This is a genomic window from Bacillus sp. RC51 (assembly GCF_044908115.1).
Lineage (GTDB): Bacteria > Bacillota > Bacilli > Bacillales > Bacillaceae_G > Bacillus_A > Bacillus_A mycoides.
The window spans coordinates 89,363-114,899 of the sequence record NZ_JBIYCW010000006.1 but is presented as its reverse complement, the minus strand read 5'-3'; the positions used below and the strand labels follow the sequence as shown (position 1 = coordinate 114,899).

Below are 25,537 nucleotides of genomic sequence, written 5' to 3'. Positions count from 1 at the left end.
TGTTAGCCTTATCTTCTCAATCTGTCTAATAACCTCTCTCTTTACGTTTAACTTTAACCGCTATGCGGTAGAATGTTTGTCATAACGTGTCATGGTCATTTCGACAAATTTTATACATTACGAGTGAAACTGTATATTCTCTACTAATTCATCGTAAATTTTTAACGCATCATTTTCTTGTTTCGCTTCCAAAGTAGCATAAAGCTTTCTATACATTTCGATAGAATCTCCTGAAACTTCACAAGAAAGAGTTGCAACGTAATCATTTACGATCATCCAAATGCGATAGAGTAAATAATTATTGAATTGTTCAATAAGTGTTTTAAAGAACGTTTGATGAAGCACCGGAATTGAGCTTTCGTTTTCTTCAAGCACTTGGTGTAATTTACTTAGTACTTCAGAAAACGTTTCTTTCGGTAAATTACATACAAGTCGAATCATATCTTTCTCAAGCAATCGTTTTGTTTGTAATAAATCACGAATTGTTTTCTCATCTTGCAGCAAGAACGGAGCAATTAATTGTACAAGACCGTTATCGTAAAAGTTTCGAATAAACGTTCCCTCACCACGTCTCGTTTCAATTAATCCTACCAGCTCTAACGCACGTAATGCTTCTCTTACAGAGGAACGTCCAACATTTAAGCGTGAACTTAACTCACGCTCAGATGGCAAACGATCTCCTGCTACTAAACAATCCTCTTCCATAATGGAACGGATTTTTTTTACAATTTCGAGATATACTTTTGTATTTGATGATGTCAATGGAAATTCCTCGCTTATTCTTTACCAATCAGCGCTAATTGTTTTGTTTTCTCAGCGACTTCATTTGGATCTACTTGACGGCGAGCTACTCCTGTCTCCATTGCTGCTTTCGCAACGTAAGCCGCTACTTGAGGCGCTACACGCGCGTCAAATGGTGCTGGAATGATATGATCTGCATTCAACTCATCCTCTGATACAAGCTCTGCAATGGCCTGTACAGCTGCCATCTTCATTTCTTCATTAATTTGTGTCGCATGTACATCAAGTGCACCGCGGAAAATACCTGGGAACGCTAGTACATTATTTACTTGGTTCGGGAAGTCAGAACGACCTGTTCCAACAACAGCTGCGCCCGCTGCTTTTGCCAATTCTGGCATAATTTCTGGAACCGGATTCGCCATTGCAAAAATAATTGCATCGTCATTCATTGTACGAACCATCTCTTCAGTTAATGCACCTGCTGCAGATACACCAATGAATACGTCCGCACCTTGTAAAACGTCAGCTAAAGAACCTTCTATACGACTCTTATTTGTATATTTTGCAACTTCATCTTTCACCGGATTCATACCGACAGGACGACCTTCATAGATTGCACCTTTACGGTCACACATAATAACGTCACGTACACCATAGCGATATAAAAGTTTAATGATTGCAATACCTGCTGCACCTGCACCATTTGCGACAACTTTAATGTCAGACATTTTCTTTCCAACTAACTTCAGCGCGTTCACAAGGCCTGCTACTGTTACGATAGCTGTTCCGTGTTGATCATCATGGAATATTGGAATGTTTGTCTCTTTTTTCAAACGTTCTTCAATAACGAAGCAGTTTGGCGCTGCGATATCTTCTAAGTTTACACCGCCAAAAGTTGGCTCCATTAATTTTACAGTTTCAACAATTTTATCTACATCGTTTGTATTTAAGGCAATCGGGAATGCATCTACACCAGCAAAGCTCTTGAATAATACAGCTTTACCTTCCATTACTGGAAGAGATGCTTCAGGTCCAATGTTACCAAGACCAAGTACAGCCGTTCCATCTGTCACAACTGCTACCATATTTCCCTTCATTGTATATTCATATACCTTACTTTTATCGTCATAAATTTCTTTACAAGGCTCTGCAACCCCTGGAGAATATGCAAGACTTAAATCTTTTGCATTTTCTACTTTTACTTTTGATACAGTTTCTAATTTTCCTTGATGCACTTTATGCATGTGAAGTGCTTCTTCACGAAGTGTTGACAAACTATCCACTCTCCTCAAATTATGCTTGCTGATATCAATTTCTCCAAGTGGTCTGACCACGAACACTACTACTATAATAATCGAAGTGTAGGGAAATTGTCCATTATATTTTCACAACGACATTTTCGTCACCGACAATTTTACGAAGTGCTCCTAGACATTCTTCACTTGGATGAATCGATAAACTTCGAGATAATTGTACCATTTTATGTTCCTTTTCATAATAAATTAGTACTTTCGTAAAACCTGAATAATCAAACAATATTTTCGTAACTTGATTTACAAGCTTTTTTTCATATTGAGACGGCAATTTCACGTAAACAGACGCTTCTTTCATCCCTTCATAAACAGCCATTTCTTCTAGCGGATATAGTCCATTCACGATCCATTGCAACTTATGATTTCTTTGCTCGATCGTACCATCAACTAAAACGATTGCACCTTCTTGTAACCTGTCTGAAAAATGTATATACGTTTCTGGAAAAATAACGGCTTCCATTTCATCATTTTGATCACAGAATGTAATAAACGCCATCTTTTGCAACTTTTTCGTACGAATAACTTTCACACTTGTTATATATACGATCGCTCTTTGTACTTTTTTCTTATGTCGCATCGCCTGAGCAAGAGATGGAATTTCTAATTCTTTTCCTAGTTCCGCATACTGCGCTGTCGGATAGCTAGATAAATAAAAACCGAGTGCTTCCTTCTCTTTATTTAACTGTTCAATAAAGGATAGCTCTTCTCCTTGTACGTATTTTGATTTCGGAACAGCATCCCCTAAATCAAAATCACGTGCAAGATTTGCATACTCCAACGCTCCTTTAAGACTTCTCCATAACGTCGTCCTCGAAACACCAAAACCGTCAAAACAACCAGACCAGACAAACGCTTCTAAATTTCGCTCTGTTACAAATTTTGATGGCATACGAAGACAAAACTCAAATAAATCTTCGAACATTTTTTCCTCTCGTTCTTCGAGTAATGCCGTCACGGTAGCCATCCCGATATTCCGAATCGAAAGTAAACTATATCGAATCGCATTCCCTTCTATTTGGAAGTTGTAACCACTTCTCTGAAGAGACGGCGGTAAAACGTGAAAACCTTTCCGCTTCGTTTCTCGTACATACTGCACAATCTTATCTTCATTTCCAATTGCACTTGATAATAACGCAGTCATAAATTCCAGCGTATAATTTGCTTTTAAATATGCAAGCTGATATCCGATCATACTGTAAGCTACAGCGTGACTTCGGTTAAAACCGTAATTCGCAAATCTTACAATTAAATCATAAATTTGTTCTGAAGATGTCTCATCGTATCCGTTTTCCAAACAACCTTGAACAAAATGCTTACGTTCTTGATCTAAAATATCACGATTCTTTTTACTCACTGCACGGCGCAGCAAATCCGCTTCTCCAAGCGAAAATCCAGCTAACTTCGATGCGATTTGCATAATTTGTTCTTGGTATACAATTACGCCGTATGTTCTTTCTAAAATCGGCTTTAAATCCGGATGTAAATATTCAATTTGTCTTTTCCCATGCTTCGATTCAATAAAGGTTGGAATTTGTTCCATCGGTCCTGGTCTGTATAACGAGTTAACAGCGACTATGTCTTCAAATTCATTCGGTTTTAACCCACGAAGTACATTTCGCATACCACCTGATTCAAGCTGGAATACACCTGTTGTATCCCCTCTTCCTAACAATTGAAACGTCTTTTCATCTTGCAGAGGTAAATTTCTTATATCAATTTGTTTCCCAGTTTTTTCAACAATAAATTTTATAATATTTTCAAGTAACGTTAAATTACGTAAGCCTAAAAAGTCCATCTTGAGCAATCCAAGTTCTTCTAATGCATCAGCTGGATATTGCGTAACATAAACATCGTTATGCCCTTCTTGAATCGCTACACTTCCCGTTAACGGTTCTTGGCTCATAATAACGCCAGCTGCATGAATAGACGTATGACGCGGTAATCCCTCTACACGTTTTGCAATTTCAAACACACGCTCATGTAACAGATTCCCTTGTATAAACTCACGGAGCGATTGCGATTCCTCATATGCATCTCTTAACGTTATACCAAGCTTTGATGGGATAAGTTTTGAAAATATGTCAATATCTCTTGGAAGGAGCCCCATTACACGAGCAATGTCTCTAATTGCGGCTTTCGCTGCAAGAGTTCCGAACGTTACAATTTGAGCAACACGAAGCTGACCATATTTATCTTTCACATATCGAATCATCTCATCACGTCTTATATCTGGAAAATCAATATCAATATCTGGAAGTGTCACACGTTCAGGGTTTAAAAACCTTTCAAATAATAATTCATATTCAATCGGATCAATATCTGTAATTTCCAATACGTAAGAAACGAGTGAACCAGCTGCCGATCCACGGCCTGGCCCAGTTAAAATATGATTTTCATGTGCATATTTCATAAAGTCCCATACGATGAGGAAATAATCGCTAAATCCCATACGAGAAATAACATTTAATTCATGATCCAAACGTCCTATATGCGCTTCTTTCGGCGTACCATAGCGTTTCTGCAAGCCTTCTTCACAAACACGGCGCAAATACGTATCATTCGTCTCGTTAGATGGAACAGGAAATTTCGGTAATTGATTTACATGGAAAGGAATTTCTACTTGGCAACGTTCCGCGATTGTTATTGTATTTTGAACCGCTTCCTCAGCATGAGAAAATAGTGCTCCCATTTCATCCGATGACTTTAAATAATACTGATCCGTTTTCATTCTCGGTCTATCTGGATCAGTCATTTTCGTTCCGCCTTCAACAGATAATAAACATTCATGAACAAGTGCGTCACTTTGATTAATATAGCGAACATCATTTGTTGCAACGACTGGAACGTTTACCTTATTAATAAATTCAGGCAGTTTTTCTTGTAAAAGCAGTTCATCTTGAATTGCATGATGCTGCAAACTTATATAAAAATTGCTGAACATATTTTGATACGTATGAGCTACTTCTTCAGCCTGACTCTCTTTGTCTTCTAATAATAGCTGTTCAATCTCTCCATCTTTCCCTGGTGAAATTGCAATTAACCCTTTCGCATAATGAGCAAGCCACTTCTTCGGGATACCTTCTTTTGACTTCGTCATAATGCTGCTAGAGATTTTTAATAAGTTTTGATAGCCTATTTCATTCTCAGCAAGTAAGACAAGTGGATAAGACCTTTCTTCTTCTTCACTAAAAATAGAAGCTGTTAAGCCGATAATAGGCTGTATACCATTTTTCTTGCATGCTTTATAAAACGGAATAACTCCATACATAACATTTTCATCTGTAATGGCCAGCGATGAAAATCCAAGCTCTTTCGCCCGAATGACAAGCTCATCAATTTTACAAGCACTTTTTAATAAACTAAAAACGGTTTGACATTGTAAATGCACAAACTTCACTGTTGTACCCTCTCTTTACCTATGTGACTACTTTTATTATAGGTGATGAGGAAAGCGGAAATCAAAACATACTTCTCATACTTTGTCCATATATATGAAGAAGAAAGGGGAATGACGATGGATGTAAGAGAACATACTTTTTTCTCTCTGCTTATTATTAGTTATTTTATTGCCTTTGGAGTTATACTTGGTGGTTCATTAATAGGCGGATTTGGTGCATTTCTCATCGGAAAACCAACTCTAACTTATATTAATCAATTCGCCCAAAATTTAAGAATTTGGGCACTCGTTGCAGCAATTGGCGGAACGTTCGATACCTTTTATAGCTTTGAAAGAAGCTTCTTTGGTGGAGATATGAAAGATATCGTAAAACAAATTCTCCTTATTTTTTTTGCAACTGGCGGTATGCAAACTGGTCTTATTATTATTAAATGGCTTACACAGGAACATGTATGAGAGTACCCAGTGCCAATACAGCCAAAAGGTGGTATTTAGTTTTAGCTGGCGCTGCTGTTGGAGGAGTTTTGAGCTGGTTTGTTTTTTTGTACATATACGGTGTTTTTCAAGAAGAACAAACTAGTAAAATAGCAGAACAAAAAGAAATTATCGAAAAACAAGAAGCAAAACTCCACGTCCTTCTCGAAGACCAAGAGAAATTGAACACAGAAAATAAACGGCTCTTAACAATTCAAGAAATCAAAATAAAAATTATAAATCGAAAAAAATATGATTTAGACAATCTTACACTTGAAAACATGACCACTTCTATCCATAATGATCTCCAGCATCTTTTAACGAAAAACATTCAAAGCATCGCAAAAAATAAAGACCTGCTCAAAAAAGTCATCGAAAATAAAACGTACAAACATTACGATCGTATATACCGCTTTAAAGTAGACACAGTCTCTTTTGATACCGTACTTGAAATTAGTATTGATATAGAGAAAGAAAAATAAAAAAAAGGAGGGCTTCAGTGCCTCTCCTTCTCTTTCGTTCAACATACAATTTTTATCTACACAGCTCACGTAAATCAGCAAACAGGCGATCTGCTTCTTCCCAAGAAGATGCTTTTGCACCAGAAGCCATCGGATGTCCTCCGCCATTATATTGCATTGCTAACTTATTAATAACTGGTCCTTTTGAACGAAGACGAACACGAATAACATCATCTTCCTCTAAAAATAGAACCCACGCCTTTAATCCATCAATATTACCAAGTGCCCCGACAACACCAGATGCTTCAGTAGAAAGTACATCAAACTCTTCTAGTACCTCTTTCGTTAATTTAATGTACGCTGCACCTTCTTCTACCATCGTAAAGTTTTGTAAAATATAACCGTTTAAACGAGCAATTTTTTCTTTCGTTTTATACATTTCATTGTATAAATCTGTGAATTTTACATCCATGTCAACGAGTTCACTTACGTAACGAAGTGTTTTCGCTGTTGTATTCGGGAATAAGAAACGACCTGTATCCCCAACAATACCCGCTAAAATAAGACGAGCTGCTTCTTTCGTTATCTGTAATCCTTTATCTTTTCCATAACTGTAAAACTCATAAATCATTTCACTTGTAGAACTTGATGTCGTATCTACCCACGTAATATCTCCGTACGGATCTTCATTCGGATGATGATCAATTTTAATTAGCATCTTCCCTTTTGCATAGCGTTGATCGTCAACACGTTCTTGGTTCGCAGTATCACATACGATAACAAGTGCATCTTCATATACACTATCTTCAATATCATCCATTACTCGTAAAAACGCTAAAGAAGGCTCGTTGTACCCAACCATATAAATATTTTTCTCTGGAAACGATTCTTGCAGAATTGTACCAAGTCCGCACTGAGAACCTAACGCATCCGGATCCGGACGTACATGACGATGAATAATAATTGTATCAAACTCTTTAATTGCTCCTAAAATTTGCTCATGCATATGTATAATCTCCTTTTTATTCAACTTCTTCATTTTATCCCGCATTAACGTGTAGTAAGACTCCCACCTCAAAAGTATTAAAAACAATGGGGCAAAATTAATTTGGAGCCTGAATGCACGTAAAAGCCCGATTGGTGAGGGCTAATAATTAGTACTTGGGATCTCCCCACACTAATTAAAGTTTCACTTTATCCCCCATTATAACGGAAAACATTTCATACATGCGAACAATTGCTTTATAATAAAAATTAGAAAGTTTAGATTTTTCTTTTTTCTAAATTGTTATTTTTATACCAATCGATGGGAGCGTGTATTATGCCAATATTCGTCTTTTGTATTATCATCTCATTTGTGTTGTACCTCTTCTACAAAACAAAGTTCTTTCGTACAAAACGTCCAATGGAGAAAGGTTGGCTCTCAGGAAAATCCGCAATGGCACTCGGCTTATTCGTCCTATTCTTTGGGATAAACCAATTCTTTTTAGAACTTTCAACTGCACGCATTATCGTTGGTGTTTTGTTTATTTTACTTGGCAGCGCGAGTACATTTAATGGATTCCGCCAATATAAACATTTTCTACCATTAGCAGTCAAAGAAGCCGAATCTTATAAAACAACGTAAAAAAGCATCAACATTGTGATGCTTTTTTACGTCCCTTCACTTTCAAAATCATATATGCAACAAACGCAGATGGTATATTAAAGGGATTACCTTGCACGTGAAAATGTAATTGTTCTTCTTCAAAAGACATCTGTTTGTATAGTTCTTGCTGAGATAATCCTGTTCGTTTCTTTTTTTCATTTAATCCTTGTAAGTATAAGTATTGAATTGGTATCATCACAAGGAAATAAAAGAGTGCGATACCACCAAAAAAGAGTAATTCTGCTGACATATTGCATCCCCTTCCGACATCCATTATCTTACAATCTAATTATATCATAGTATACATTCTAAACGAATTAATATTCTGTTTTTTCTAATTATACAATCATCTCTCCTTATATATATTTCCCGCTAAAACTCTTCCACATCTTTAGTAATAACTTCCAAACTCAATAAAACAAAAAAGATGGAACAAACCAAAGCGATTTGTTCCATCTTTTTATTTATCGATCAATTGCACCATAAGTAATGCTTTCCCGACAACATTACCTTCATGATGCACTTCTACATCAATCTTACCAAATTTACGCCCAATTTCTAATACTTTCGGATGAACTGATACAACATTATCAATTTGAACTGGCTTTACGAAATAAATGGTTAAGTTTTCAACAATTAAATCGCTCTTCTTCTGCGCACGAATGACACGGTTTGTTGCTTCTGTCACAATTGTTGTGAATACACCGTAAGATAACGTCCCGATTGAATTCGTCATTTGTGGCGTCACTGAAAATTGATACAAATGCTCATTTTTCGCTTCTTTCGGCGTCATAAATTGGTTCGTTACAATGTCATCAATTGTTTCCCCAACTTGCGGTTGACGTTGAATCATTTGCAACGCCTGAAGTACATCTTGGCGACTAATGATCCCTTGCAATTTATTCCCTTCTTCCACAACAGGAAGTAACTCAATACCTTCCCACACCATCATACGTGCTGCAGCTGCGACAGACATTTTTCCGTTTACCGTAATTGGATGCTTTGTCATCACTTTATCAATTGGTGTTTCTTTCACGACACCAATCATATCTTTTGAAGTTACAATACCTAACACCTTTTTATTTTCATCAACAATTGGATAACGTCCATGCATCGTTTCTTCATTATACGCATGCCATTGCTGTACTGTATCATTTGGCTTTAAATATAATGTTTCTTCAATTGGCGTTAAAATATCTTCAACGAGTACAATTTCTTTCTTGATAAGTTGATCATAAATTGCACGGTTAATTAACGTTGCGACCGTAAATGTATCATAACTACTTGAAATAATTGGAAGTTTTAATTCGTCTGCTAATTTCTTCACATGGTCTTCCGTATCAAATCCGCCCGTAATTAACACTGCTGCCCCTGCTTCTAGTGCTAATTGATGTGCGTTCGTACGGTTACCTATGATAAGTAAATTCCCTGCTTCTGTATAGCGCATCATCGCTTCTAATTTCATAGCCCCGATTACGAATTTATTTAATGTTTTATGTAGTCCTTCTCTGCCTCCAAGTACTTGACCATCGACAATGTTAACGACTTCTGCATATGTCAGTTTTTCGATATTCTCTTTCTTCTTTTGTTCAATTCGAATTGTTCCGACACGTTCAATTGTACTAACATACCCTTTATTTTCTGCGTCTTTAATTGCACGGTAAGCTGTCCCTTCACTTACACTCAAATCTTTCGCAATTTGCCTCACAGAAATTTTATGCCCTACCGGCAGGCTATTAATATGTTCTAAAATTTGATTATGTTTGGTAGCCAAATGGTTTCACCATACTTTCTTTTCCCTAAATTCTTCATGTGTTGTATTTTCAGTATACTATATTTTCAAAACTGTTACACTCTCTCTTTATATGCCTGTACCATTTTTTTTATAACAAAATACCCCTTACATTCCACCAGTCATTCTATTACAACAATGTAATGCTGTTGTCATCTCGTTCGATAGTTTGTCCACCCGATTCCATATACAATTAAGACAAGAAATGAAACAAAGGAGCGAATACATGATGAAAAAATTTTTAGAGGTTGTAGGTGCTGTATTTTTAGCTTTCGTAGATGGGAAAAAAGTTGCAATGGAGTTGAATGAAACACCCGAACAGCCACGTACAAAACGAGAAGAATCAGCTAAACAAATACAGACTTTAAAAACTGTACTACACACATAAAAAACCCTTCACTTGTCATTTCAAATGAAGGGTTTCTTTTTTATAGTGTAATACTTTCTCCAGCTTCTAATACTTTCCCTGTACAATTTTGTAGCTTTTCTACAAATTGATATGGATCTTGTTCAATAACTGGGAACGTATTGTAATGCATCGGTACAACTGTTTTCGCCTCTATCCATTTTGCTGCTAACACAGCATCTTCTGGCCCCATTGTGAAATTATCGCCAATTGGTAAAAATGCTAAATCAATATTATTCAGTTCTCCAATTAACTTCATATCAGAGAATAAAGCAGTATCTCCTGCATGATATACCGTTTTCTCCTCTGCTGTAAACAAAATACCAGCTGGCATACCTGTATATGTAATCGTCTTATTTTCTTCATCAATATAACTAGAGCCGTGGAATGCTTGAGTAAATTTCACTTTTCCAAAGTCAAATTCATGTGAACCACCAATATGCATTGGATGCGTATTTACACCTTGCCATCCTAAAAATGTCGCTAATTCAAACGGTGCCACAACGACCGCATTATTGTTCTTTGCTAACGCTACTGTATCCCCAACATGATCACCGTGTCCGTGCGATAAAATAATCGCATCAACTTTTACATCTTCAGCCTTTAAATCTGTTTTCGGATTTCCCGTTAAAAATGGGTCAATTAAAATAACTTTTCCATTCGTTTCAATCTTTATAACTGAATGCCCGTGATACGATACTTTCATCATTACATTCCTCCCTATTCATATTCTCACTTTTTATTCTACATGATTTCTCAATCCCCTGTCTTTTCTAACATCGATTTACTTGTCATAACGCTTTCCTCCGATGTAAAGTTATATTTGTAATTAAATATCTCGGGGGTGCCAATCGATGAATGCTAGATTAGAAAATTTAATGCAATGGCTAAAAGAAAAAAACGTAGAAGCTGCGTTCTTAACTTCTACACCGAACGTCTTCTACATGACAAACTTCCACTGTGAACCACATGAAAGACTACTTGGTATGTTTGTATTCCAAGAAAAAGAGCCTATTTTAATTTGTCCTAAAATGGAAGAAGGTCAAGCACGTAACGCTGGCTGGGCACATGAGATTATCGGATTTACTGATACGGACAGACCATGGGATATGATTGCAAAAGCAATTAAAGATCGCGGTATTGATGCAAATGCAGTTGCAATTGAAAAAGAGCATTTAAACGTAGAACGTTACGAAGAATTAACAAAGTTATTCCCAAATGCAGCTTTCAAATCAGCTGAAGAGAAAGTTCGCGAGCTTCGCTTAATTAAAGACGAAAAAGAACTTTCTATTTTGCGTGAAGCGGCTAAAATGGCAGATTATGCTGTTGAAGTTGGTGTAAATGCAATTAAAGAAAATCGTAGTGAGCTAGAAGTATTAGCAATTATTGAGCATGAATTAAAAACAAAAGGCATCCATAAAATGTCATTCGATACGATGGTATTAGCAGGTGCAAACTCTGCTCTTCCACACGGTATTCCAGGTGCAAACAAAATGAAACGCGGTGATTTCGTACTATTTGATTTAGGTGTAATCATTGAAGGTTATTGCTCTGACATTACGCGTACAGTAGCATTTGGTGATATTTCTGAAGAACAAACTCGCATTTACAACACTGTACTTGCTGGACAACTACAAGCAGTTGAAGCATGTAAACCAGGTGTTACATTTGGCGCAATCGATAACGCTGCTCGCTCTGTTATCGCAGATGCAGGTTACGGCGACTTCTTCCCGCACCGCCTTGGTCACGGACTTGGAATTAGCGTACACGAATATCCAGATGTAAAAGCTGGTAACGAGTCTCCATTAAGAGAAGGTATGGTCTTCACAATCGAGCCAGGTATTTACGTACCAAACGTAGGCGGCGTTCGTATTGAAGATGATATTTATATCACAAAAGACGGATCAGAAATCTTAACGAAATTCCCGAAAGAATTACAATTTGTGAAATAATAAAAAAGGTAGCGTAATTGCTGCCTTTTCTATTTCTCTACTATTTCAAATTTCTCTACAATCATTTTTGATGGATAACTCTCAAGTGTTTGAGAAGACCATACTTTTATTTTATCCCCTGTTTTTAATTGATTATATGCGTCTTTATTCTTAAAACTCAAGACTGTATGTGATGGATGCTCTTTATTCATTTGTTGTTCCATATAATTTTGCAACTCTACTTTTGTTTTAAAAGTTTTATCACTGTCAAAAAATATTGTGCCATTTCTCAATATTACATACCCTTCTTTAGATTCTTCTTTTACTCCTACTTGCTCTACTGTTTTCGTAGTACACGCTGATAATATGATTAGAAGTACACTTAAAAATATATGCATAGAAATTTTCATATTTCTATTCATTTTTAATCCCTCACTCTTCGCTATTTCCGCTTTAAAACCATCTTCTCTTCATACTTATCATCCCATCTCCGCCCTTATACTGAAACGTAAACATTCCATCTTCACTGTCATCCTTAATATGACCTTTATATTGCCCCGTCCAACTTTTGCTCTCGCTAGAAAAAGTAACATACGAAATCGAACAACTTCCAAAAAAGAAAATACTAATAAAAAAGAATAATGCTCTCTTCATAATGTCCCCCCATTCAAAAGCACTTATTTCTTGTCTATTTCTTCCTCTCATTATACTAATAATATACAGAATTTTCTAAAACAGGAGGGTTTACATGTTACAAAAACAGTTAGAAGAAATTCGTGATAATAATTACGTAATCAATGGTGCTCTCAATATTGATTCTTTAAGTTCAAGTATGCTTCAACATATCGGTGTTACTGATAGCTATTTAAGGGACAAACTCATTTACTCTACTTTTTATCATCTAATCAAGAAGGACTATATTTCACACACCCACTTACAGAAACTATTATCAGAAAGCATCAGTGAAAAATATTTATTTTATAAGATTCATTCGGATAAAGACGATGCTGTATTTACCCGTGCATTTACAACATTATTAATCGCTCTCATTATTGATGCTGATACAAATCATAATTTCTTATCACAGACTGATATTTTAAATGTAAAAGATAAATTAATTCTATATATGAACAAAGAACAGGATTTCCGTGGGTATGTACAAGACCAAGGCTGGGCACATAGTATCGCTCATGCTTCCGATACATTTGAGGCACTTGTTAATAATCCTAAACTGGAAACTTCACATTACGAAAAAATACTACAAACTTTATTAAACAAAGTTTGTGTCCATTCCATTTATTACAAATATGAAGAAGATGAGCGTCTCGTTTATCCGATTGTCGTAATGCTGCAAAATGGCTTGGAGGAAGAAATACTCATATTAGCCCTTCGTGATCTAGTAGCTCAATTACAAGTTCAAAAACCGACACTACATATTGACTCGTATGAATTTCTATACGGAAATATAAAATCTTTCTTGCGCAGCTTATTTTTCAAATTACGTACAATGTCTATATGTAAAAAAACTGAACGTGAAGTTGAAAAATTACTACAAGAACTTCATAAATATTATTACTAAAAAAGAAGGCCACTCAAAAAGTGCCTTCTTCTATCTCACTAATATTTATTTGAAATTTCACGATCCAAACTGAGAAAAGGTGGACAAGAAACGCAAACACCATACATGCTCCGCTTAAAAAAGTTAATATAGGATGCGAATACACATGCCCTAATCCATAAGATGCTCCTACGAAAAACATTGTTATGTAAATATAAATTGCTCCATGTATTTGCCTCATATAAGCCTCCTTTTCCCATATTATAACATAAATTTTCTGATTATTCACATTAATTAATTGTGATCAATATTTCTCAACTGTTACGCCTCTTACAGCCGCCTTAATATATGGTGCTCCTTGTAAACCTTGTAAATCCTCTGTTTTCCCTGTTACAACTATACCGTATATTGGTAGGTCTTTTGGTTTCGTGTTTTTTATTTCTTTATAATATTGTTCAAAATAATCACTTGGTATACCTTCACTATTTTTTGCTAAATACTTCATTTGGTATAGAAATTCTTTTGAGTTTATTGTTATATCTTTTTTCATATCTTCTTTCACTTTTGAATAACTTCCTTCAAATCCAAAAACATTTTTTGCCATTTCCGCATTTAATATCGCACCATCTTTAGGATCTTTTAACCCTACATAAAAATCGCTTTTCTTTAAAATTTTTTTCAAAATAAAAAGCACATCTATTTTGATGCGCTTCTCTCCAACATACTATTCTATTATTTCATTACTTCCTTCACAACATCTTGAATCATAACAACTTCTGTTTCCATATCAACAGACGGTGTTTCTTCATCAATACATTCATACCAAAACGCTAAATGCTTTTTATCAATTTCATGATGAGAATTTTCGACAAGAGCCCCGCCTTCTCCTTGCACAGAATACCAATATAAGTACTCTTCTCCATCTCTTATTTCCCGGAAAATTGTCTCTACATACATCTTTTCGTCGTTTAATGTCAAAAGCACTTCTTTCATATTATCATTAAGAAGCTGCATCCATTCATCTACGCGATGACTTTTACCTGGCTTGACTTTGAATCTTGTTAATTCTACGTTCATCTTTTATTCCCCCATTTTCTTGCGGACAAACAAAACATATTCTACTGGATTATGGAAGCTTAATTTACTAGCTAATTTTTGTGAGGGAATGTTATCTACATTACAATCCCAGCATGGTGTAATATGATTTTGTATACACTGTTCAATGAAACGTGTTGCGACAGCTTGAGCTAACCCTTTCCCTTGATGTGCTTCATGTGTTGCAATATCAATTTCAGCAAAACCATTCCCTCTAAATATTGAGACGCATTCGGCTACAATCATCCCATCTTGTTCTATACAAAAACCAAAGCCGTTATTTAAAAACACTTCTTTTGATCCCCAATATTCTTTGTAATAATCCTCTGTAAATTCATTACTTCGTTCTATATCACTTTTATCAATACGTTTAATTTCATATGTATTTTTGTTTAATTCTATTCTTCTATCTTCAAAAACTTCTCTTTGAAATTGAAATGTCATTCGTGGGATGTTCCGAAATGCATTACTAAAACGCTCTTCTAACATCATTTCCCACTCGTCACTCGAAGTGAACAATGTAAATCTCTTCTCTGTTTTTTCAATAGCCATTTTTAAATACGCAAATAAATATTCGTTATAATTTTGATCATCCGTATCACCAAATAAATAATAGATACCATTAGCTGTACGAATTAGTCCTGCTGTTAACTTCTCGTTTGCAAAAACTTCACCATCTATCATTTGATCACATACCGCATGAGCAAAGGTTGTTGTCCTTGTATGACCTTCTAAAATCGGAAGAATTTTTCTATACTCGGCTACAGATAATGTTTTCATAATTGCTCCACTTTAATCGTATCAGCCTCTATATTTTCAAAACAAAGATTTACCGTTCTCTTGAATGCTCTCGTTCTATGAATCGTGCATGCTGGAATTAAGATAGAATCATTTGGCTTTAAAACCGCCGTTTCTCCATCTTCAAAATCGATCAATAGTTCTCCCTCTAGCACAATAAATAATTCATCCGAATTAGAATGATAGTGCCAATCATATTCGCCAGTAAATACAGCGATTCGTAAGCAATGACTATTTACATTTGAAACGATGAAGTTTTTATGTTGGCCTTTAATATCTTTTGTTAGTTCTAATAGATTTACTGTTTCCATAGTTCTCCACACCCAATCCCCTCTATCGACCTTCATTTTCCGTTTAATTCCAAATTATCACAAAAATATACATTGTAACAAGCAATATTTCTCGTAAAGTTTCATTTACTTTTTGTAAAGTTTCATTTACTTTTTACCTAAAAATGGATATTATAAATGTAACAAATTTACAAAAATGAGACTTTGTATATTTGATTAAAAATAAAGTAAAACAATTCCGCGTCGTTAGAGACATCACCCAAGAGCAATTAGCTTCCTCTGTTCAAATTACCAGACAATCCCTCATCGCTATCGAGAAGAATAAATACAACCCAAGTTTAGAATTAGCATTGAAATTATGTGAGTTTTTCGGCTGTAAAGTGGAGGATTTATTTCAATTAGATAAGACTGGGGAGGAAAAAAATGAAAAATAATTTTATCCAAGGGTTTGCTTCGCATCTTACTATTTTAGTGTTAGGATCGGCCTTTCTTTATTTCAATAGTAGTGATGAAGAAAAGATTCGTTCTGTCCTTCTATTCGCTAGCGTATACATACTCTTAGCCTTGGTACTATTAGTAGTGAAACGAATATTCTTTAAGAAAAAAAAGAAAGAGTCCGAGCAATACCCATTACCTGAGACAGATGAAAGAATTGAAAAAATGGGCTTAAAGCTTATGGCGCAAATTTTCGGTCTCTCTCATTTAATCGGCTCTGCGATACTATTTATTTTATATATTACTGACAAAAATTCGACGATACGAGTAGAGTATGCCCTGTATTACTTGTTTGGAATTCTTTTCTTCACAATGATGTTCGGCTTGAAAATTGTGAAGAAATTAGATAATTAGTTTAAACAAAAAGACCCTTCCTACAAAGGAAAGGTCTTTATTTTATTTCTATTATGATAAAGCAGGAGCTTTTTCAAGAAGCTCTTTTGCATCAGCGTATTGTAAGCTGTGCGCTTCTGCAACTGCTTCGAATGTTACGTAGCCATCTAATGTGTTAATACCTTTTAATAATGCAGTGTTGCCTAGGCAAGCTTCTTTGTAGCCTTTGTTAGCAATTTGTACTGCATATGGTACTGTTACGTTTGTTAATGCAAGAGTTGATGTACGTGGAACCGCACCTGGCATATTTGCAACTGCATAATGAACAACGCCATATTTTTCGTAAGTTGGGTTGTCATGAGTTGTAATACGGTCAGTTGTTTCGAAAATACCACCTTGGTCAATCGCGATATCTACAACGACAGAACCTGGTTCCATTGATTGAATCATTTCTTCTGTTACAAGTTTTGGCGCTTTTGCACCTGGGATTAATACTGCACCGATTACAAGATCAGATTCTCTTACAGCTTCTGCAATGTTATACGGGTTAGACATTAAAGTTTTTACTTGGTTTCCGAAAATGTCATCTAATTGACGAAGACGTTCTGCACTTAAGTCGATGATTGTTACATCTGCACCTAAACCTACTGCAATCTTCGCTGCGTTTGTACCAGCTTGACCACCGCCGATAATTGTTACTTTGCCGCGTTTCACCCCTGGAACGCCTGCAAGTAAAATACCTTTACCGCCTTTGTTTTTCTCAAGGAACTGTGCACCGATTTGCGCAGACATACGACCAGCTACTTCACTCATAGGTGCAAGTAATGGTAAAGAACGATTGTCTAATTGTACTGTTTCGTATGCAATTGATACCACTTTGTTATCAATTAATGCTTTCGTTAATTCTGGCTCTGGAGCTAAGTGTAAGTATGTGAATAAAATTAAACCTTCGCGGAAATAACCGTATTCACTTTCAACTGGCTCTTTTACCTTCATAACCATATCTTGATTCCATGCTTCTTCAGCAGTTTCAACAAGTTTCGCACCAGCTTGTACGTATTCTTCATCTGTAAAGCCTGATCCTACACCTGATCCTTTTTGAACAAAAACTTCATGACCATTTTGTACTAAATGTACAGCTCCCGCTGGCGTCATTGCCACGCGGTTTTCGTTGTTTTTAATTTCTGTTGGAATACCGATACGCATTATTAGTTCCCCCTTGAGTTATGAAATGACCCCTGAATCTTTTTTTAAAGCGCTTTCTATACTCTTATATTCTAACATAATATCTCAATATTTGACAAAAAATAATGCGAGTTTTCCGATAGATTTAATCTTACATGAAAGGACAGTATTATCCGTACCTCTCAGTATAAAGGATAAACTGTCCAATTATTCGAAACTTCACTTTATTTAATTCTATCGATGTCTATGAATAACATCAACAGCGCCTGTTACTTCAATAATCGTGCCAGTAATCATATCAGAATCGTCCTCACATAAAAACGAAATGGTTCTTGCGATATCTTCCCCTGTTCCAGATCTACCAATTGGTGTGTTACTACCTTTCAGATTTCGTGCTTCTTCAATCGTTGCCTCTTTCATTTCACCAATTATATCACCAGGACATACCATATTCGCAGTAATACCGTATTCAGCTTCTTCGTATGCGACTGTTTTCGTTAAAGAAACAAGTCCGACTTTCGCAGCTGCAAAGGCTGAACGATAAATCCATCCAGGCGCGCTATCTGCCCCTTGAAATCCATAGTTAATAATACGGCCAAATTGCTGGTTTCTCATAATCGGTACGACAAGTTTTAATAAATGAAACACCGCTGTTAAATTACCCTGGATCATTTCATTCCATTCGTCTTCTTCGTAATCGACTAATTTTTTCCTTTCAAATACGTAAGGACCAGCATTATTAATTAAGAAGTCAATTTTGCCAAAACGGCTCATCGCTTCTTCTACTATTTTATGTAAATCTTCCTTTTTCGTGACATCAGCTTGCACGAACTGTAGACGTTCTTCCATATTTTTATATGTTTCTTTCATTGTTTCCATAGCACTTGTATCGCTATGATATGTTACTGTTACTGAATATCCTTTATCCAATAACTTTTCTGTTACTTTCTTTCCTAAACCTTTCGTACCGGCTGTAATGAGCGCGTGTCTCACAAACATGCCTCCTTTTAAATTGCTATACTCCATATGTAACAAGTTCTCGCTTCAATTACAACTAAAATGAATTGAAACAAAGTTTTCAAAATTCTGTAACGTTTCCGACAAGCACATTACCAAAATTTGTTTTATAATAAAGTTGTAAACGGTAATAAAAATGATTGGGAGGAATTTACTATGAATAATACATATACAAATATTTTAATTGCGGTGGACGGTTCTAAAGAAGCAGAAAAAGCCTTTAAAAAAGCAATTCAAGTTGCAAAACGAAACAACGCAACATTAACAATTGCTCATATCGTTGATGTAAAAGCATACTCAGCAGTAGAGGCTTATAGCCGCGCAATTGCTGAACGTGCAAATCTATTTGCAGAAGACTTATTAGAAGACTACAAAAAAACTGCGCTTGAAGCTGGTCTTGAAAAAGTAGAAACTGTATTAGAATTTGGTAATCCTAAATCTAAAATTTCAAAAGAAATCGCTCCAAACAATAAAGTGGATTTAATTATGTGTGGTGCAACTGGTTTAAATGCTGTAGAACGTTTCCTAATTGGTAGCGTCTCTGAACATATTATTCGCTATGCGAAATGCGATGTCCTTGTTGTTCGTGGTGATGAGGAGCAAGGTGATCTTTAATTTATAATTAAAACACCAAGTCCACATGGGCTTGGTGTTTTTCATTTCACAAACTTCACTATAAATACAAGACAAGCCACAACAACAACGGTAACTGCCAACACATAGGGCGGAAGGAATTTCAAAGACCATAGCGCCATCATTATCGTCGCAACCGTTAAGTACGTTTGTTTTGCATCTTCTGTCATTTTTTTGCGAAGTAAAAAAACATACAAATAACCAATTGGCGGCGTAATAAAACAAAGAACATATATGATTTTAGATTTTAAATACCACTTGTGTTCTCCAAGTTTCTTTATGTCTTCTTCTATTCTCTTACTCTCTTGTTCTCTCACTTCTTCTTCAATCGGATCTTCCTCTTCTCCTCGCCTTTCTTTCATATAAGGAAGAAAATGCATGAAAAAATAACATGCAAATACAATTGCCCAAAATTCAATATCCAATCTTTCTAGTGGAATATGCTCACTAAAAAATGCAGCAGCAATCACTAAAGAAAAACAATACGTCGTCATCCAAAATGAACGTTTTCTCTTTTTCCGTTCTATTTCTTTTTTATCTTTTACTTCTTGTACTTTCTTTTTTCTAGAAAGCCATACAGAAATACAGCAATCTACTACAAATAAAGTAAAGATAAATATCGCAACGTGTATTGTTTCTACATTCTCAAATGAAAATACAATCGGGAATGCAACGTGTAATACGATTAACGTGTACAAAATTAACCCTACAAAATAAAGTGAAACTTTAATCAGTGGGGGTTTTGTTCATCCCCCACTGATTATTAGTTGAACCAATCGGGCTTTTACGGGCAGTTGATCCCCCACCTAACTTCTTTGCTTTCGCTGAATTTTGAGGTGGGGGTCTTACTGCCCGTTAATGCGGGATAAATACGTCTCATCTTCCATTCCTTTCTCATTTCCTAACATTAGGTTAACATACATTTTTTAGAAATAGACGGACAAAATATATGTGTTTAGAAAAGGAGGATGCTACATGGATGATTATGAACGTATTATTTTAGATGTGAACGGTACAGAACTCGAAATGTTAAATACGATTCGCGAGCATTTTAAAGAAAAACATGGTTTTGAACTAAGTCACGGTGCATTACTTAGAGATTTAATGGATATTGAATACATTCGAATTACAGAAGATCGCCACAAGTATGATTAATCAATGAAGCTTTAAGCCTAGAACATATTGTTCTAGGCTTAATTACATCTATACGAAAAATGTTATAATTAGGAAAAAAAACGCAGAGGATACCAGAATATGAAATCTGAAAATATCTCAAAACATTTTCACACATTACATGTGCAAAGAAACCAGTTCCTTCCTGAGCTTCATTCACTTTCACAAGAACAACTATGGCATAGAAAAGAGGACGGAAAATGGTCTATTGGAGAGCACTTTTATCACTTATATTTAATTACAAGGATGCTAAAAGTAGCGATTAAATTCTCTTTCACTCTTATCCCCTATGCCAAACTAAGAAGAAACACCCCATTCGCAACTGACATGCATGACATTTATGCCGAATACAAGGAGAAGCATGGCAGAGGAATGAAAGCACCTTGGATTTTAATCCCTTCAAAGAAAGTTTATGATTCTATGAATGTAACAGAATTAGAAGACTTACTTTCACGTGAAACAGATGAAATAAAAAAACTAGTTCAAAATACAGAAGAAAATATTGCAGGACATATCGTATTTTTAGATCCAATTGCTCACTACCCTAACCTTATTCAATCTATTCAACTATTAGCGATTCATGAGAAGCATCATTTTATGATTATGAAACATAATTATGAAATGATAGATACATACCTAAAAATCTAAATACAAAAAGGTAAGGTACTTTCTAAAAAAGCACCTTACCTTCTATATCATATATCATTTAACTTCCAACAAACTCTATTGCTAACCCCTTCGCCTTCTCCAAAGCCTTTTCAATCTGCTCAAACCCTGTCCCACCAGCACTGTTACGACGCTTTACAGCTGCATAAGGTGAAAGAACTTCATATAAATCTTCTTCAAATAACGGACTCATTTCTTTATACGCTTCAAGTGGTACATCTAATAAATAGATTCCTTTTTGCGTACAATGAAGAACTAGTTTCCCGACAATTTCATGAGCTTGACGGAACGGCAGTCCCTTGCTTGCTAAATAATCAGCAATTTCTGTTGCATTAGAGAAGTCTTGCGTCACAGCTTGCCCCATTTTTTCTTTGTTTACAGTCATCGTTTCAAGCATGCCTGCCATGATATGAAGGCATCCTTCTACTGTTTTCACTGTATCAAACATTCCTTCTTTATCTTCTTGTAAGTCTTTATTGTAAGCGAGCGGCAATCCTTTCATTACTGTAAGTAAACTGAATAAATTACCGTATACTCTGCCCGTTTTACCACGAATAAGTTCCGCCATATCCGGATTTTTCTTTTGCGGCATAATACTGCTTCCTGTTGCGTATTGATCGCTCATTTCAATAAATTGAAACTCTTGGCTACTCCATAAAATAAGTTCTTCGCAAAAGCGTGATAAGTGCATCATGAGCATAGATGAGTTACTTAAAAACTCCAGTATGAAATCACGATCACTTACCGCATCTAAACTATTTTCATAGATTCCATTAAATCCAAGAAGCTCCGCACTATATTCTCGGTCAATCGGGAATGTTGTACCAGCTAGTGCTCCTGCTCCTAATGGTGAAATGTTAATACGCTTTAACGAATCTTCATAACGATTCACATCGCGCTCTAACATCCAAAAGTAAGCAAGAATATGATGCGCAAATGAAATCGGCTGTGCACGTTGCAAGTGCGTATAGCCGGGCATAATTGTTTCAATGTTATTTTCCGCTTGATGAACAAGAACAGTTTGCAATTGTTTTGTAGCTTTTATAATATCTTCTACTTTTTCTTTTAAATACAAATGCATATCTGTCGCTACTTGATCGTTACGGCTTCGGCCTGTATGAAGTTTCCCTCCTACTTCACCGATTCTTTCAATTAACATCTTTTCAATATTTAAATGAATGTCCTCAGCCTCGACTGAGAAATTCAATTTATTTTGTTTCGCTTCCTCTAGTAAATATTGAAGCCCTATCTTTATTTTCTCTGCTTCCTCTTTCGTAACGATGCCTTGCTTTGCTAACATCGTTACATGTGCGATACTCCCTTTTATATCTTGATTTACTAATTGTTGATCAAAGGAGATGGATGCTCCAAACTCTTCAACCCACGCTTCCGCTTCTTCTGTAAAACGTCCGCCCCAAAGTTTGCTCACGCTTCCACCTTCTTTTGATTCACTTGGCTGTATACTTTCGTAGGTAAACCGAATAATGAAATGAATCCAACTGCTGCATCATGATTAAATTCATCCTGGGCAGTATACGTTGCTAATTTTTCATCGTATAAAGAGTACTCAGATTTACGCCCTTCTACAATCGCATGACCTTTAAATAATTTCACACGTACTGTACCTGTTACATTTTTTTGCGTTTCTTGTAAGAAAGCATTGAGCGCTTGTTTTAAAGGTGAGAACCATAAACCGTTATAAATTAATTCTGTTAGTTTTTGCTCAATCATCGGTTTGAAATGAGCGACCTCTTTCACAAGTGTTAAATCTTCAAGTTCTTTATGCGCTGTTATTAATGTCATTGCTGCTGGGCATTCATATACTTCACGAGATTTAATACCGACAAGGCGATTTTCTACATGGTCGATACGTCCCACGCCATGTTTTCCAGCAAGTGCATTTAACGTTTTAATTAGTTCTGAGAGTGGGTATGCAGTGCCGTTTAAAGTCGTCGGTACCCCTGCTTCAAATCCGATTTCTACAAACTCTGGTTTATTCGGTGTATCTTCTAATGCCAACGTCATCTCGTATGCGTCTTCTGGCGGCGCTGCCCATGGATCTTCTAAAATTCCACATTCGTTGCTGCGTCCCCATAAGTTTTGATCGATTGAAAACGGGCTATCTAAATTAATTGGAATCGGTATATCATTTTCTTTTGCATATGCAATTTCTTCTTCACGTGACCATTTCCATTCACGTACGGGCGCAATAACTTCTAAATATGGATTCAACGCTTGAATAGAAACTTCAAAACGAACTTGGTCATTCCCTTTTCCTGTACATCCATGTGCAACTGCACTTGCGCCTTCCTGCTCTGCAATTTCTACTAATTTTTTTGCAATAAGCGGACGAGATAATGCAGAGACAAGAGGATATTTCCCTTCGTATAACGTGTGAGCTTGCATCGCTATCAATGCATATTCATTCGCATATTCTTCTTGAACATCAATCATATATGATTTAATTGCACCTACTGAAAGTGCTTTTTCTTTTACAAACGCTAAGTCTTTACCTTCCCCTAGATCTAAGCAAAGCGCGATAATATCATAATTTTTCTCTTGTAACCATTTAATTGCAACGGAAGTATCAAGACCTCCGGAATATGCTAATACAACTTTTTTCTTCTCCATTTTGCATCCCCCTAAAGAATAAATATTCATTTTTCCTTATAATAATCCAAACTTTATCACCTTTCATAAAATGAATCAAGGGGAATTTATAAAATTTTTTCAAACAATTCCGTCGAACTTCTTTCTTTTTTTATGTAAAATAGAGGAAGGGAAATGGAGGGGTGTCTATGAAAAAGTATTTTATATACAATGAACATCTAGGAATTGAAGTACCGAACATACAAGAAAAATGGGAAGACATCTCTGAACAAGCGCAGCATTCTATTTTATTAAAATGGGAGCAAGTTCGCGGAAAAATACCTGATCGCATAAAGGAACTTGAGCACCATATTAACGCTAAACAACACCACTTAAATAACGAAGAAGACTTTGGAATTTCTTGCAAGCTAAATTCAGAAATTGCCGATCTTGCTTCAATTATTAACGATCTTTGGCTTTGGTATCGTCTAACCCAAAACGTATCTGAGGGAAAAGCACACCAATGAAAAAAGCATGCCCCTCAATTAATTTGGGTCATGCTTTTTTGTCGTAACAAGCTTTGCAATATATTTCTTGCGCCGTTTTTGCTAAACATACATCAAACGGGCCTACTAATATACTTCTTTCTTTCGGCAACTTTACAAAAGCAACTAGCTCTTCTTCATATTGAATCTTTTTCTGACATGAAACACATTTTAATTCTTTTCTTTTAAACATGTCTTTTAGCATATCTCCATTCTCCCCCTCATCTATCTATATTAATATACTCTCATAATAGTTAGAGCTTGTAAAAAAATGACACATTCCGAAACAAATTATTCATATACTATGTACAAAAGGAGGTCTCAAACTTATGCGAGCTTTCATTATTATCGCTTTAACTTTTTTAAGTATCATTAGCTGGGATGCATTTTTTAAAGATAAAAGTGATGAGAACAATACAATTGAATAAAAACCCTTCTTTTCTTACTTATTGGACAAACTTCTAAAAGTTGTCCAGTTCTACGAAATAACTTAGGCTTTTCTACAAAAATATTTAAACATAACATTTTTTGTAGATTCCCTCCGGTTATTGTCGGTTTCCATCCGCATGTATTTTTTGAAAGTATGATATAATAATATAAATCTTGAAGGAAGGGATTTTGATATCATGATCGCTCGAAGGAGCATGTGGCATCGTATTGACGAATCATACACGTAGCGTATTTTTTAGCTCAGATACTTTAGTCTAGCGAAAAAAAATACGAGAGTGGGGAAATTATGATTGCCCGAAGGATAATTTGGCAAAAAAAAGACTCTTCTTACACATAGCGTTTTGTTTAGGACTTAATTGTTACTAGCTAAACAAAACAAAGAAGAGCAGGATTGCTAAATGAAGAATCCTACTCCCCGTTTTGTTTAGTCGCTTTAAGACTTAAACTAAAACGAAGGTAGGGAGAATTGATGGACGAGAGGATTATTCGTTATTTCTTCAGCGACATATAGCGTAGTTAGTTTTTTTCGTAAACTAACTGAAAGCTA

30 protein-coding genes and 2 pseudogenes are annotated in these 25,537 nt (G+C 35.7%); 12 read left to right on the top strand and 20 right to left on the bottom strand.

What is annotated here, in order from left to right; all coding sequences use genetic code 11:
* Nucleotides 1-117: 117 nt before the first annotated feature.
* The 3 genes from ABH959_RS14530 to dnaE form a co-directional block, all read right to left on the bottom strand.
* A complete protein-coding gene (locus ABH959_RS14530; RefSeq protein WP_113935716.1) occupies nucleotides 118-762 on the bottom strand; it encodes a FadR/GntR family transcriptional regulator in 645 nt (214 codons plus the stop codon).
* Between the two features lie 14 nt (nucleotides 763-776).
* Entirely contained in the window at nucleotides 777-1,985 is a 1,209-nt protein-coding gene (gene ystJ, locus ABH959_RS14525) for an NADP-dependent malic enzyme (RefSeq protein ID WP_161793975.1), read from the bottom strand.
* Between the two features lie 133 nt (nucleotides 1,986-2,118).
* The gene (dnaE, locus tag ABH959_RS14520) at nucleotides 2,119-5,451 is read right to left on the bottom strand and encodes a DNA polymerase III subunit alpha (protein WP_113935717.1); all 3,333 of its coding nucleotides are present in this window, start codon (nucleotides 5,449-5,451) and stop codon (nucleotides 2,119-2,121) included.
* Between the two features lie 42 nt (nucleotides 5,452-5,493).
* On the opposite strand from dnaE, the gene ABH959_RS14515 reads away from it, so the two are divergent.
* Together ABH959_RS14515 and ytrI are read left to right on the top strand one after the other, a co-directional pair.
* Complete coding sequence (locus ABH959_RS14515) at nucleotides 5,494-5,907, top strand: YtrH family sporulation protein (protein ID WP_002015507.1); 414 nt, start codon at nucleotides 5,494-5,496, stop codon at nucleotides 5,905-5,907.
* A complete protein-coding gene (gene ytrI / locus ABH959_RS14510; protein WP_002088948.1) occupies nucleotides 5,904-6,407 on the top strand; it encodes a sporulation membrane protein YtrI in 504 nt (167 codons plus the stop codon). Before ABH959_RS14515 ends, ytrI begins: the two co-directional genes overlap by 4 nt.
* Nucleotides 6,408-6,459: 52 nt before the next feature.
* Here the strand turns inward: ytrI and ABH959_RS14505 are convergent, their stop codons facing one another.
* Nucleotides 6,460-7,392 (bottom strand): DHH family phosphoesterase, encoded by a 933-nt coding sequence (locus ABH959_RS14505; protein ID WP_219303655.1) that lies wholly within the window; start codon nucleotides 7,390-7,392, stop codon nucleotides 6,460-6,462.
* 315 nt (nucleotides 7,393-7,707) lie between these two features.
* Between ABH959_RS14505 and ABH959_RS14500 the strand changes: the two genes are divergently transcribed.
* Complete coding sequence (locus tag ABH959_RS14500) at nucleotides 7,708-8,013, top strand: YtpI family protein (RefSeq protein ID WP_113935719.1); 306 nt, start codon at nucleotides 7,708-7,710, stop codon at nucleotides 8,011-8,013.
* 7 nt (nucleotides 8,014-8,020) lie between these two features.
* On the opposite strand, the gene ABH959_RS14495 is transcribed toward ABH959_RS14500, so the two are convergent.
* Nucleotides 8,021-8,284, bottom strand: a complete 264-nt coding sequence (locus ABH959_RS14495) for a DUF3949 domain-containing protein (RefSeq protein ID WP_113935720.1) — start codon at nucleotides 8,282-8,284, stop codon at nucleotides 8,021-8,023.
* Between the two features lie 210 nt (nucleotides 8,285-8,494).
* Nucleotides 8,495-9,808 carry a CBS domain-containing protein gene (locus tag ABH959_RS14490; RefSeq protein ID WP_002088951.1) on the bottom strand — a complete coding sequence of 438 codons (1,314 nt, stop codon included), beginning with the start codon at nucleotides 9,806-9,808 and terminating at the stop codon, nucleotides 8,495-8,497.
* 244 nt (nucleotides 9,809-10,052) lie between these two features.
* On the opposite strand from ABH959_RS14490, the gene ABH959_RS14485 reads away from it, so the two are divergent.
* A complete protein-coding gene (locus ABH959_RS14485) occupies nucleotides 10,053-10,214 on the top strand; it encodes a hypothetical protein (RefSeq protein WP_088034667.1) in 162 nt (53 codons plus the stop codon).
* 40 nt (nucleotides 10,215-10,254) lie between these two features.
* Here the strand turns inward: ABH959_RS14485 and ABH959_RS14480 are convergent, their stop codons facing one another.
* Nucleotides 10,255-10,938, bottom strand: a complete 684-nt coding sequence (locus ABH959_RS14480) for a metal-dependent hydrolase (protein ID WP_404492806.1) — start codon at nucleotides 10,936-10,938, stop codon at nucleotides 10,255-10,257.
* A 148-nt stretch (nucleotides 10,939-11,086) separates the two neighbouring features.
* Between ABH959_RS14480 and pepQ the strand changes: the two genes are divergently transcribed.
* On the top strand, nucleotides 11,087-12,184 hold the full coding sequence (gene pepQ, locus ABH959_RS14475; protein ID WP_113935721.1) for a Xaa-Pro dipeptidase: 1,098 nt from the start codon (nucleotides 11,087-11,089) through the stop codon (nucleotides 12,182-12,184).
* A 29-nt stretch (nucleotides 12,185-12,213) separates the two neighbouring features.
* Here the strand turns inward: pepQ and ABH959_RS14470 are convergent, their stop codons facing one another.
* Nucleotides 12,214-12,585 (bottom strand): DUF3221 domain-containing protein, encoded by a 372-nt coding sequence (locus tag ABH959_RS14470; protein WP_113935722.1) that lies wholly within the window; start codon nucleotides 12,583-12,585, stop codon nucleotides 12,214-12,216.
* Nucleotides 12,586-12,631: 46 nt separating this feature from the next.
* A pseudogene (locus ABH959_RS14465) lies at nucleotides 12,632-12,817 on the bottom strand (hypothetical protein); the annotation flags it as partial.
* 94 nt (nucleotides 12,818-12,911) lie between these two features.
* On the opposite strand from ABH959_RS14465, the gene ABH959_RS14460 reads away from it, so the two are divergent.
* Nucleotides 12,912-13,742 (top strand): DUF2785 domain-containing protein, encoded by an 831-nt coding sequence (locus ABH959_RS14460; protein ID WP_113935723.1) that lies wholly within the window; start codon nucleotides 12,912-12,914, stop codon nucleotides 13,740-13,742.
* A gap of 13 nt (nucleotides 13,743-13,755) precedes the next feature.
* On the opposite strand, the gene ABH959_RS14455 is transcribed toward ABH959_RS14460, so the two are convergent.
* From ABH959_RS14455 to ABH959_RS14435, 5 genes and pseudogenes are all read right to left on the bottom strand, one after another.
* Nucleotides 13,756-13,962: a hypothetical protein gene (locus ABH959_RS14455; protein ID WP_002129372.1), complete on the bottom strand. Its 207-nt coding sequence runs from the start codon at nucleotides 13,960-13,962 to the stop codon at nucleotides 13,756-13,758.
* A 63-nt stretch (nucleotides 13,963-14,025) separates the two neighbouring features.
* A pseudogene (locus tag ABH959_RS14450) lies at nucleotides 14,026-14,388 on the bottom strand (anti sigma factor C-terminal domain-containing protein); the annotation flags it as partial.
* A gap of 65 nt (nucleotides 14,389-14,453) precedes the next feature.
* Nucleotides 14,454-14,798, bottom strand: coding sequence for a DUF6176 family protein (locus ABH959_RS14445; protein ID WP_002067488.1), 345 nt, complete (start codon nucleotides 14,796-14,798; stop codon nucleotides 14,454-14,456).
* A 3-nt stretch (nucleotides 14,799-14,801) separates the two neighbouring features.
* Nucleotides 14,802-15,596, bottom strand: a complete 795-nt coding sequence (locus ABH959_RS14440) for a GNAT family N-acetyltransferase (protein ID WP_033709488.1) — start codon at nucleotides 15,594-15,596, stop codon at nucleotides 14,802-14,804.
* Nucleotides 15,593-15,925 (bottom strand): cupin domain-containing protein, encoded by a 333-nt coding sequence (locus ABH959_RS14435; protein ID WP_404492775.1) that lies wholly within the window; start codon nucleotides 15,923-15,925, stop codon nucleotides 15,593-15,595. Before ABH959_RS14435 ends, ABH959_RS14440 begins: the two co-directional genes overlap by 4 nt.
* A gap of 191 nt (nucleotides 15,926-16,116) precedes the next feature.
* On the opposite strand from ABH959_RS14435, the gene ABH959_RS14430 reads away from it, so the two are divergent.
* Both ABH959_RS14430 and ABH959_RS14425 read left to right on the top strand, forming a co-directional pair.
* A complete protein-coding gene (locus tag ABH959_RS14430; protein WP_033731413.1) occupies nucleotides 16,117-16,338 on the top strand; it encodes a helix-turn-helix transcriptional regulator in 222 nt (73 codons plus the stop codon).
* Nucleotides 16,328-16,753 carry a hypothetical protein gene (locus ABH959_RS14425; protein WP_002129385.1) on the top strand — a complete coding sequence of 142 codons (426 nt, stop codon included), beginning with the start codon at nucleotides 16,328-16,330 and terminating at the stop codon, nucleotides 16,751-16,753. The genes ABH959_RS14430 and ABH959_RS14425 overlap by 11 nt, the downstream gene beginning before the upstream one ends.
* Before the next feature lie 51 nt (nucleotides 16,754-16,804).
* Here the strand turns inward: ABH959_RS14425 and ald are convergent, their stop codons facing one another.
* Both ald and ABH959_RS14415 read right to left on the bottom strand, forming a co-directional pair.
* Entirely contained in the window at nucleotides 16,805-17,938 is a 1,134-nt protein-coding gene (ald, locus tag ABH959_RS14420) for an alanine dehydrogenase (protein ID WP_098635277.1), read from the bottom strand.
* A 213-nt stretch (nucleotides 17,939-18,151) separates the two neighbouring features.
* Nucleotides 18,152-18,943: an SDR family oxidoreductase gene (locus tag ABH959_RS14415; protein ID WP_404492774.1), complete on the bottom strand. Its 792-nt coding sequence runs from the start codon at nucleotides 18,941-18,943 to the stop codon at nucleotides 18,152-18,154.
* Nucleotides 18,944-19,090: 147 nt separating this feature from the next.
* On the opposite strand from ABH959_RS14415, the gene ABH959_RS14410 reads away from it, so the two are divergent.
* Nucleotides 19,091-19,549: a universal stress protein gene (locus ABH959_RS14410; RefSeq protein WP_002164984.1), complete on the top strand. Its 459-nt coding sequence runs from the start codon at nucleotides 19,091-19,093 to the stop codon at nucleotides 19,547-19,549.
* 41 nt (nucleotides 19,550-19,590) lie between these two features.
* On the opposite strand, the gene ABH959_RS14405 is transcribed toward ABH959_RS14410, so the two are convergent.
* A complete protein-coding gene (locus ABH959_RS14405) occupies nucleotides 19,591-20,298 on the bottom strand; it encodes a hypothetical protein (protein ID WP_404492805.1) in 708 nt (235 codons plus the stop codon).
* 244 nt (nucleotides 20,299-20,542) lie between these two features.
* Here ABH959_RS14405 and ABH959_RS14400 point away from each other — a divergent pair, with 244 nt between their 5' ends.
* Nucleotides 20,543-20,722, top strand: a complete 180-nt coding sequence (locus ABH959_RS14400) for a ProA domain protein (RefSeq protein WP_404492773.1) — start codon at nucleotides 20,543-20,545, stop codon at nucleotides 20,720-20,722.
* Between the two features lie 99 nt (nucleotides 20,723-20,821).
* Complete coding sequence (locus tag ABH959_RS14395; protein ID WP_404492772.1) at nucleotides 20,822-21,388, top strand: DinB family protein; 567 nt, start codon at nucleotides 20,822-20,824, stop codon at nucleotides 21,386-21,388.
* A 58-nt stretch (nucleotides 21,389-21,446) separates the two neighbouring features.
* Here ABH959_RS14395 and argH read toward each other — a convergent pair whose 3' ends face one another.
* Nucleotides 21,447-22,835 carry an argininosuccinate lyase gene (argH, locus tag ABH959_RS14390; RefSeq protein ID WP_404492771.1) on the bottom strand — a complete coding sequence of 463 codons (1,389 nt, stop codon included), beginning with the start codon at nucleotides 22,833-22,835 and terminating at the stop codon, nucleotides 21,447-21,449.
* A complete protein-coding gene (locus tag ABH959_RS14385) occupies nucleotides 22,832-24,037 on the bottom strand; it encodes an argininosuccinate synthase (protein WP_002088976.1) in 1,206 nt (401 codons plus the stop codon). The genes argH and ABH959_RS14385 overlap by 4 nt, the downstream gene beginning before the upstream one ends.
* Before the next feature lie 167 nt (nucleotides 24,038-24,204).
* On the opposite strand from ABH959_RS14385, the gene ABH959_RS14380 reads away from it, so the two are divergent.
* Nucleotides 24,205-24,522, top strand: a complete 318-nt coding sequence (locus ABH959_RS14380) for a hypothetical protein (protein ID WP_002129395.1) — start codon at nucleotides 24,205-24,207, stop codon at nucleotides 24,520-24,522.
* A 28-nt stretch (nucleotides 24,523-24,550) separates the two neighbouring features.
* Here ABH959_RS14380 and ABH959_RS14375 read toward each other — a convergent pair whose 3' ends face one another.
* On the bottom strand, nucleotides 24,551-24,745 hold the full coding sequence (locus tag ABH959_RS14375) for a hypothetical protein (protein WP_002034321.1): 195 nt from the start codon (nucleotides 24,743-24,745) through the stop codon (nucleotides 24,551-24,553).
* Nucleotides 24,746-25,537: the final 792 nt, after the last annotated feature.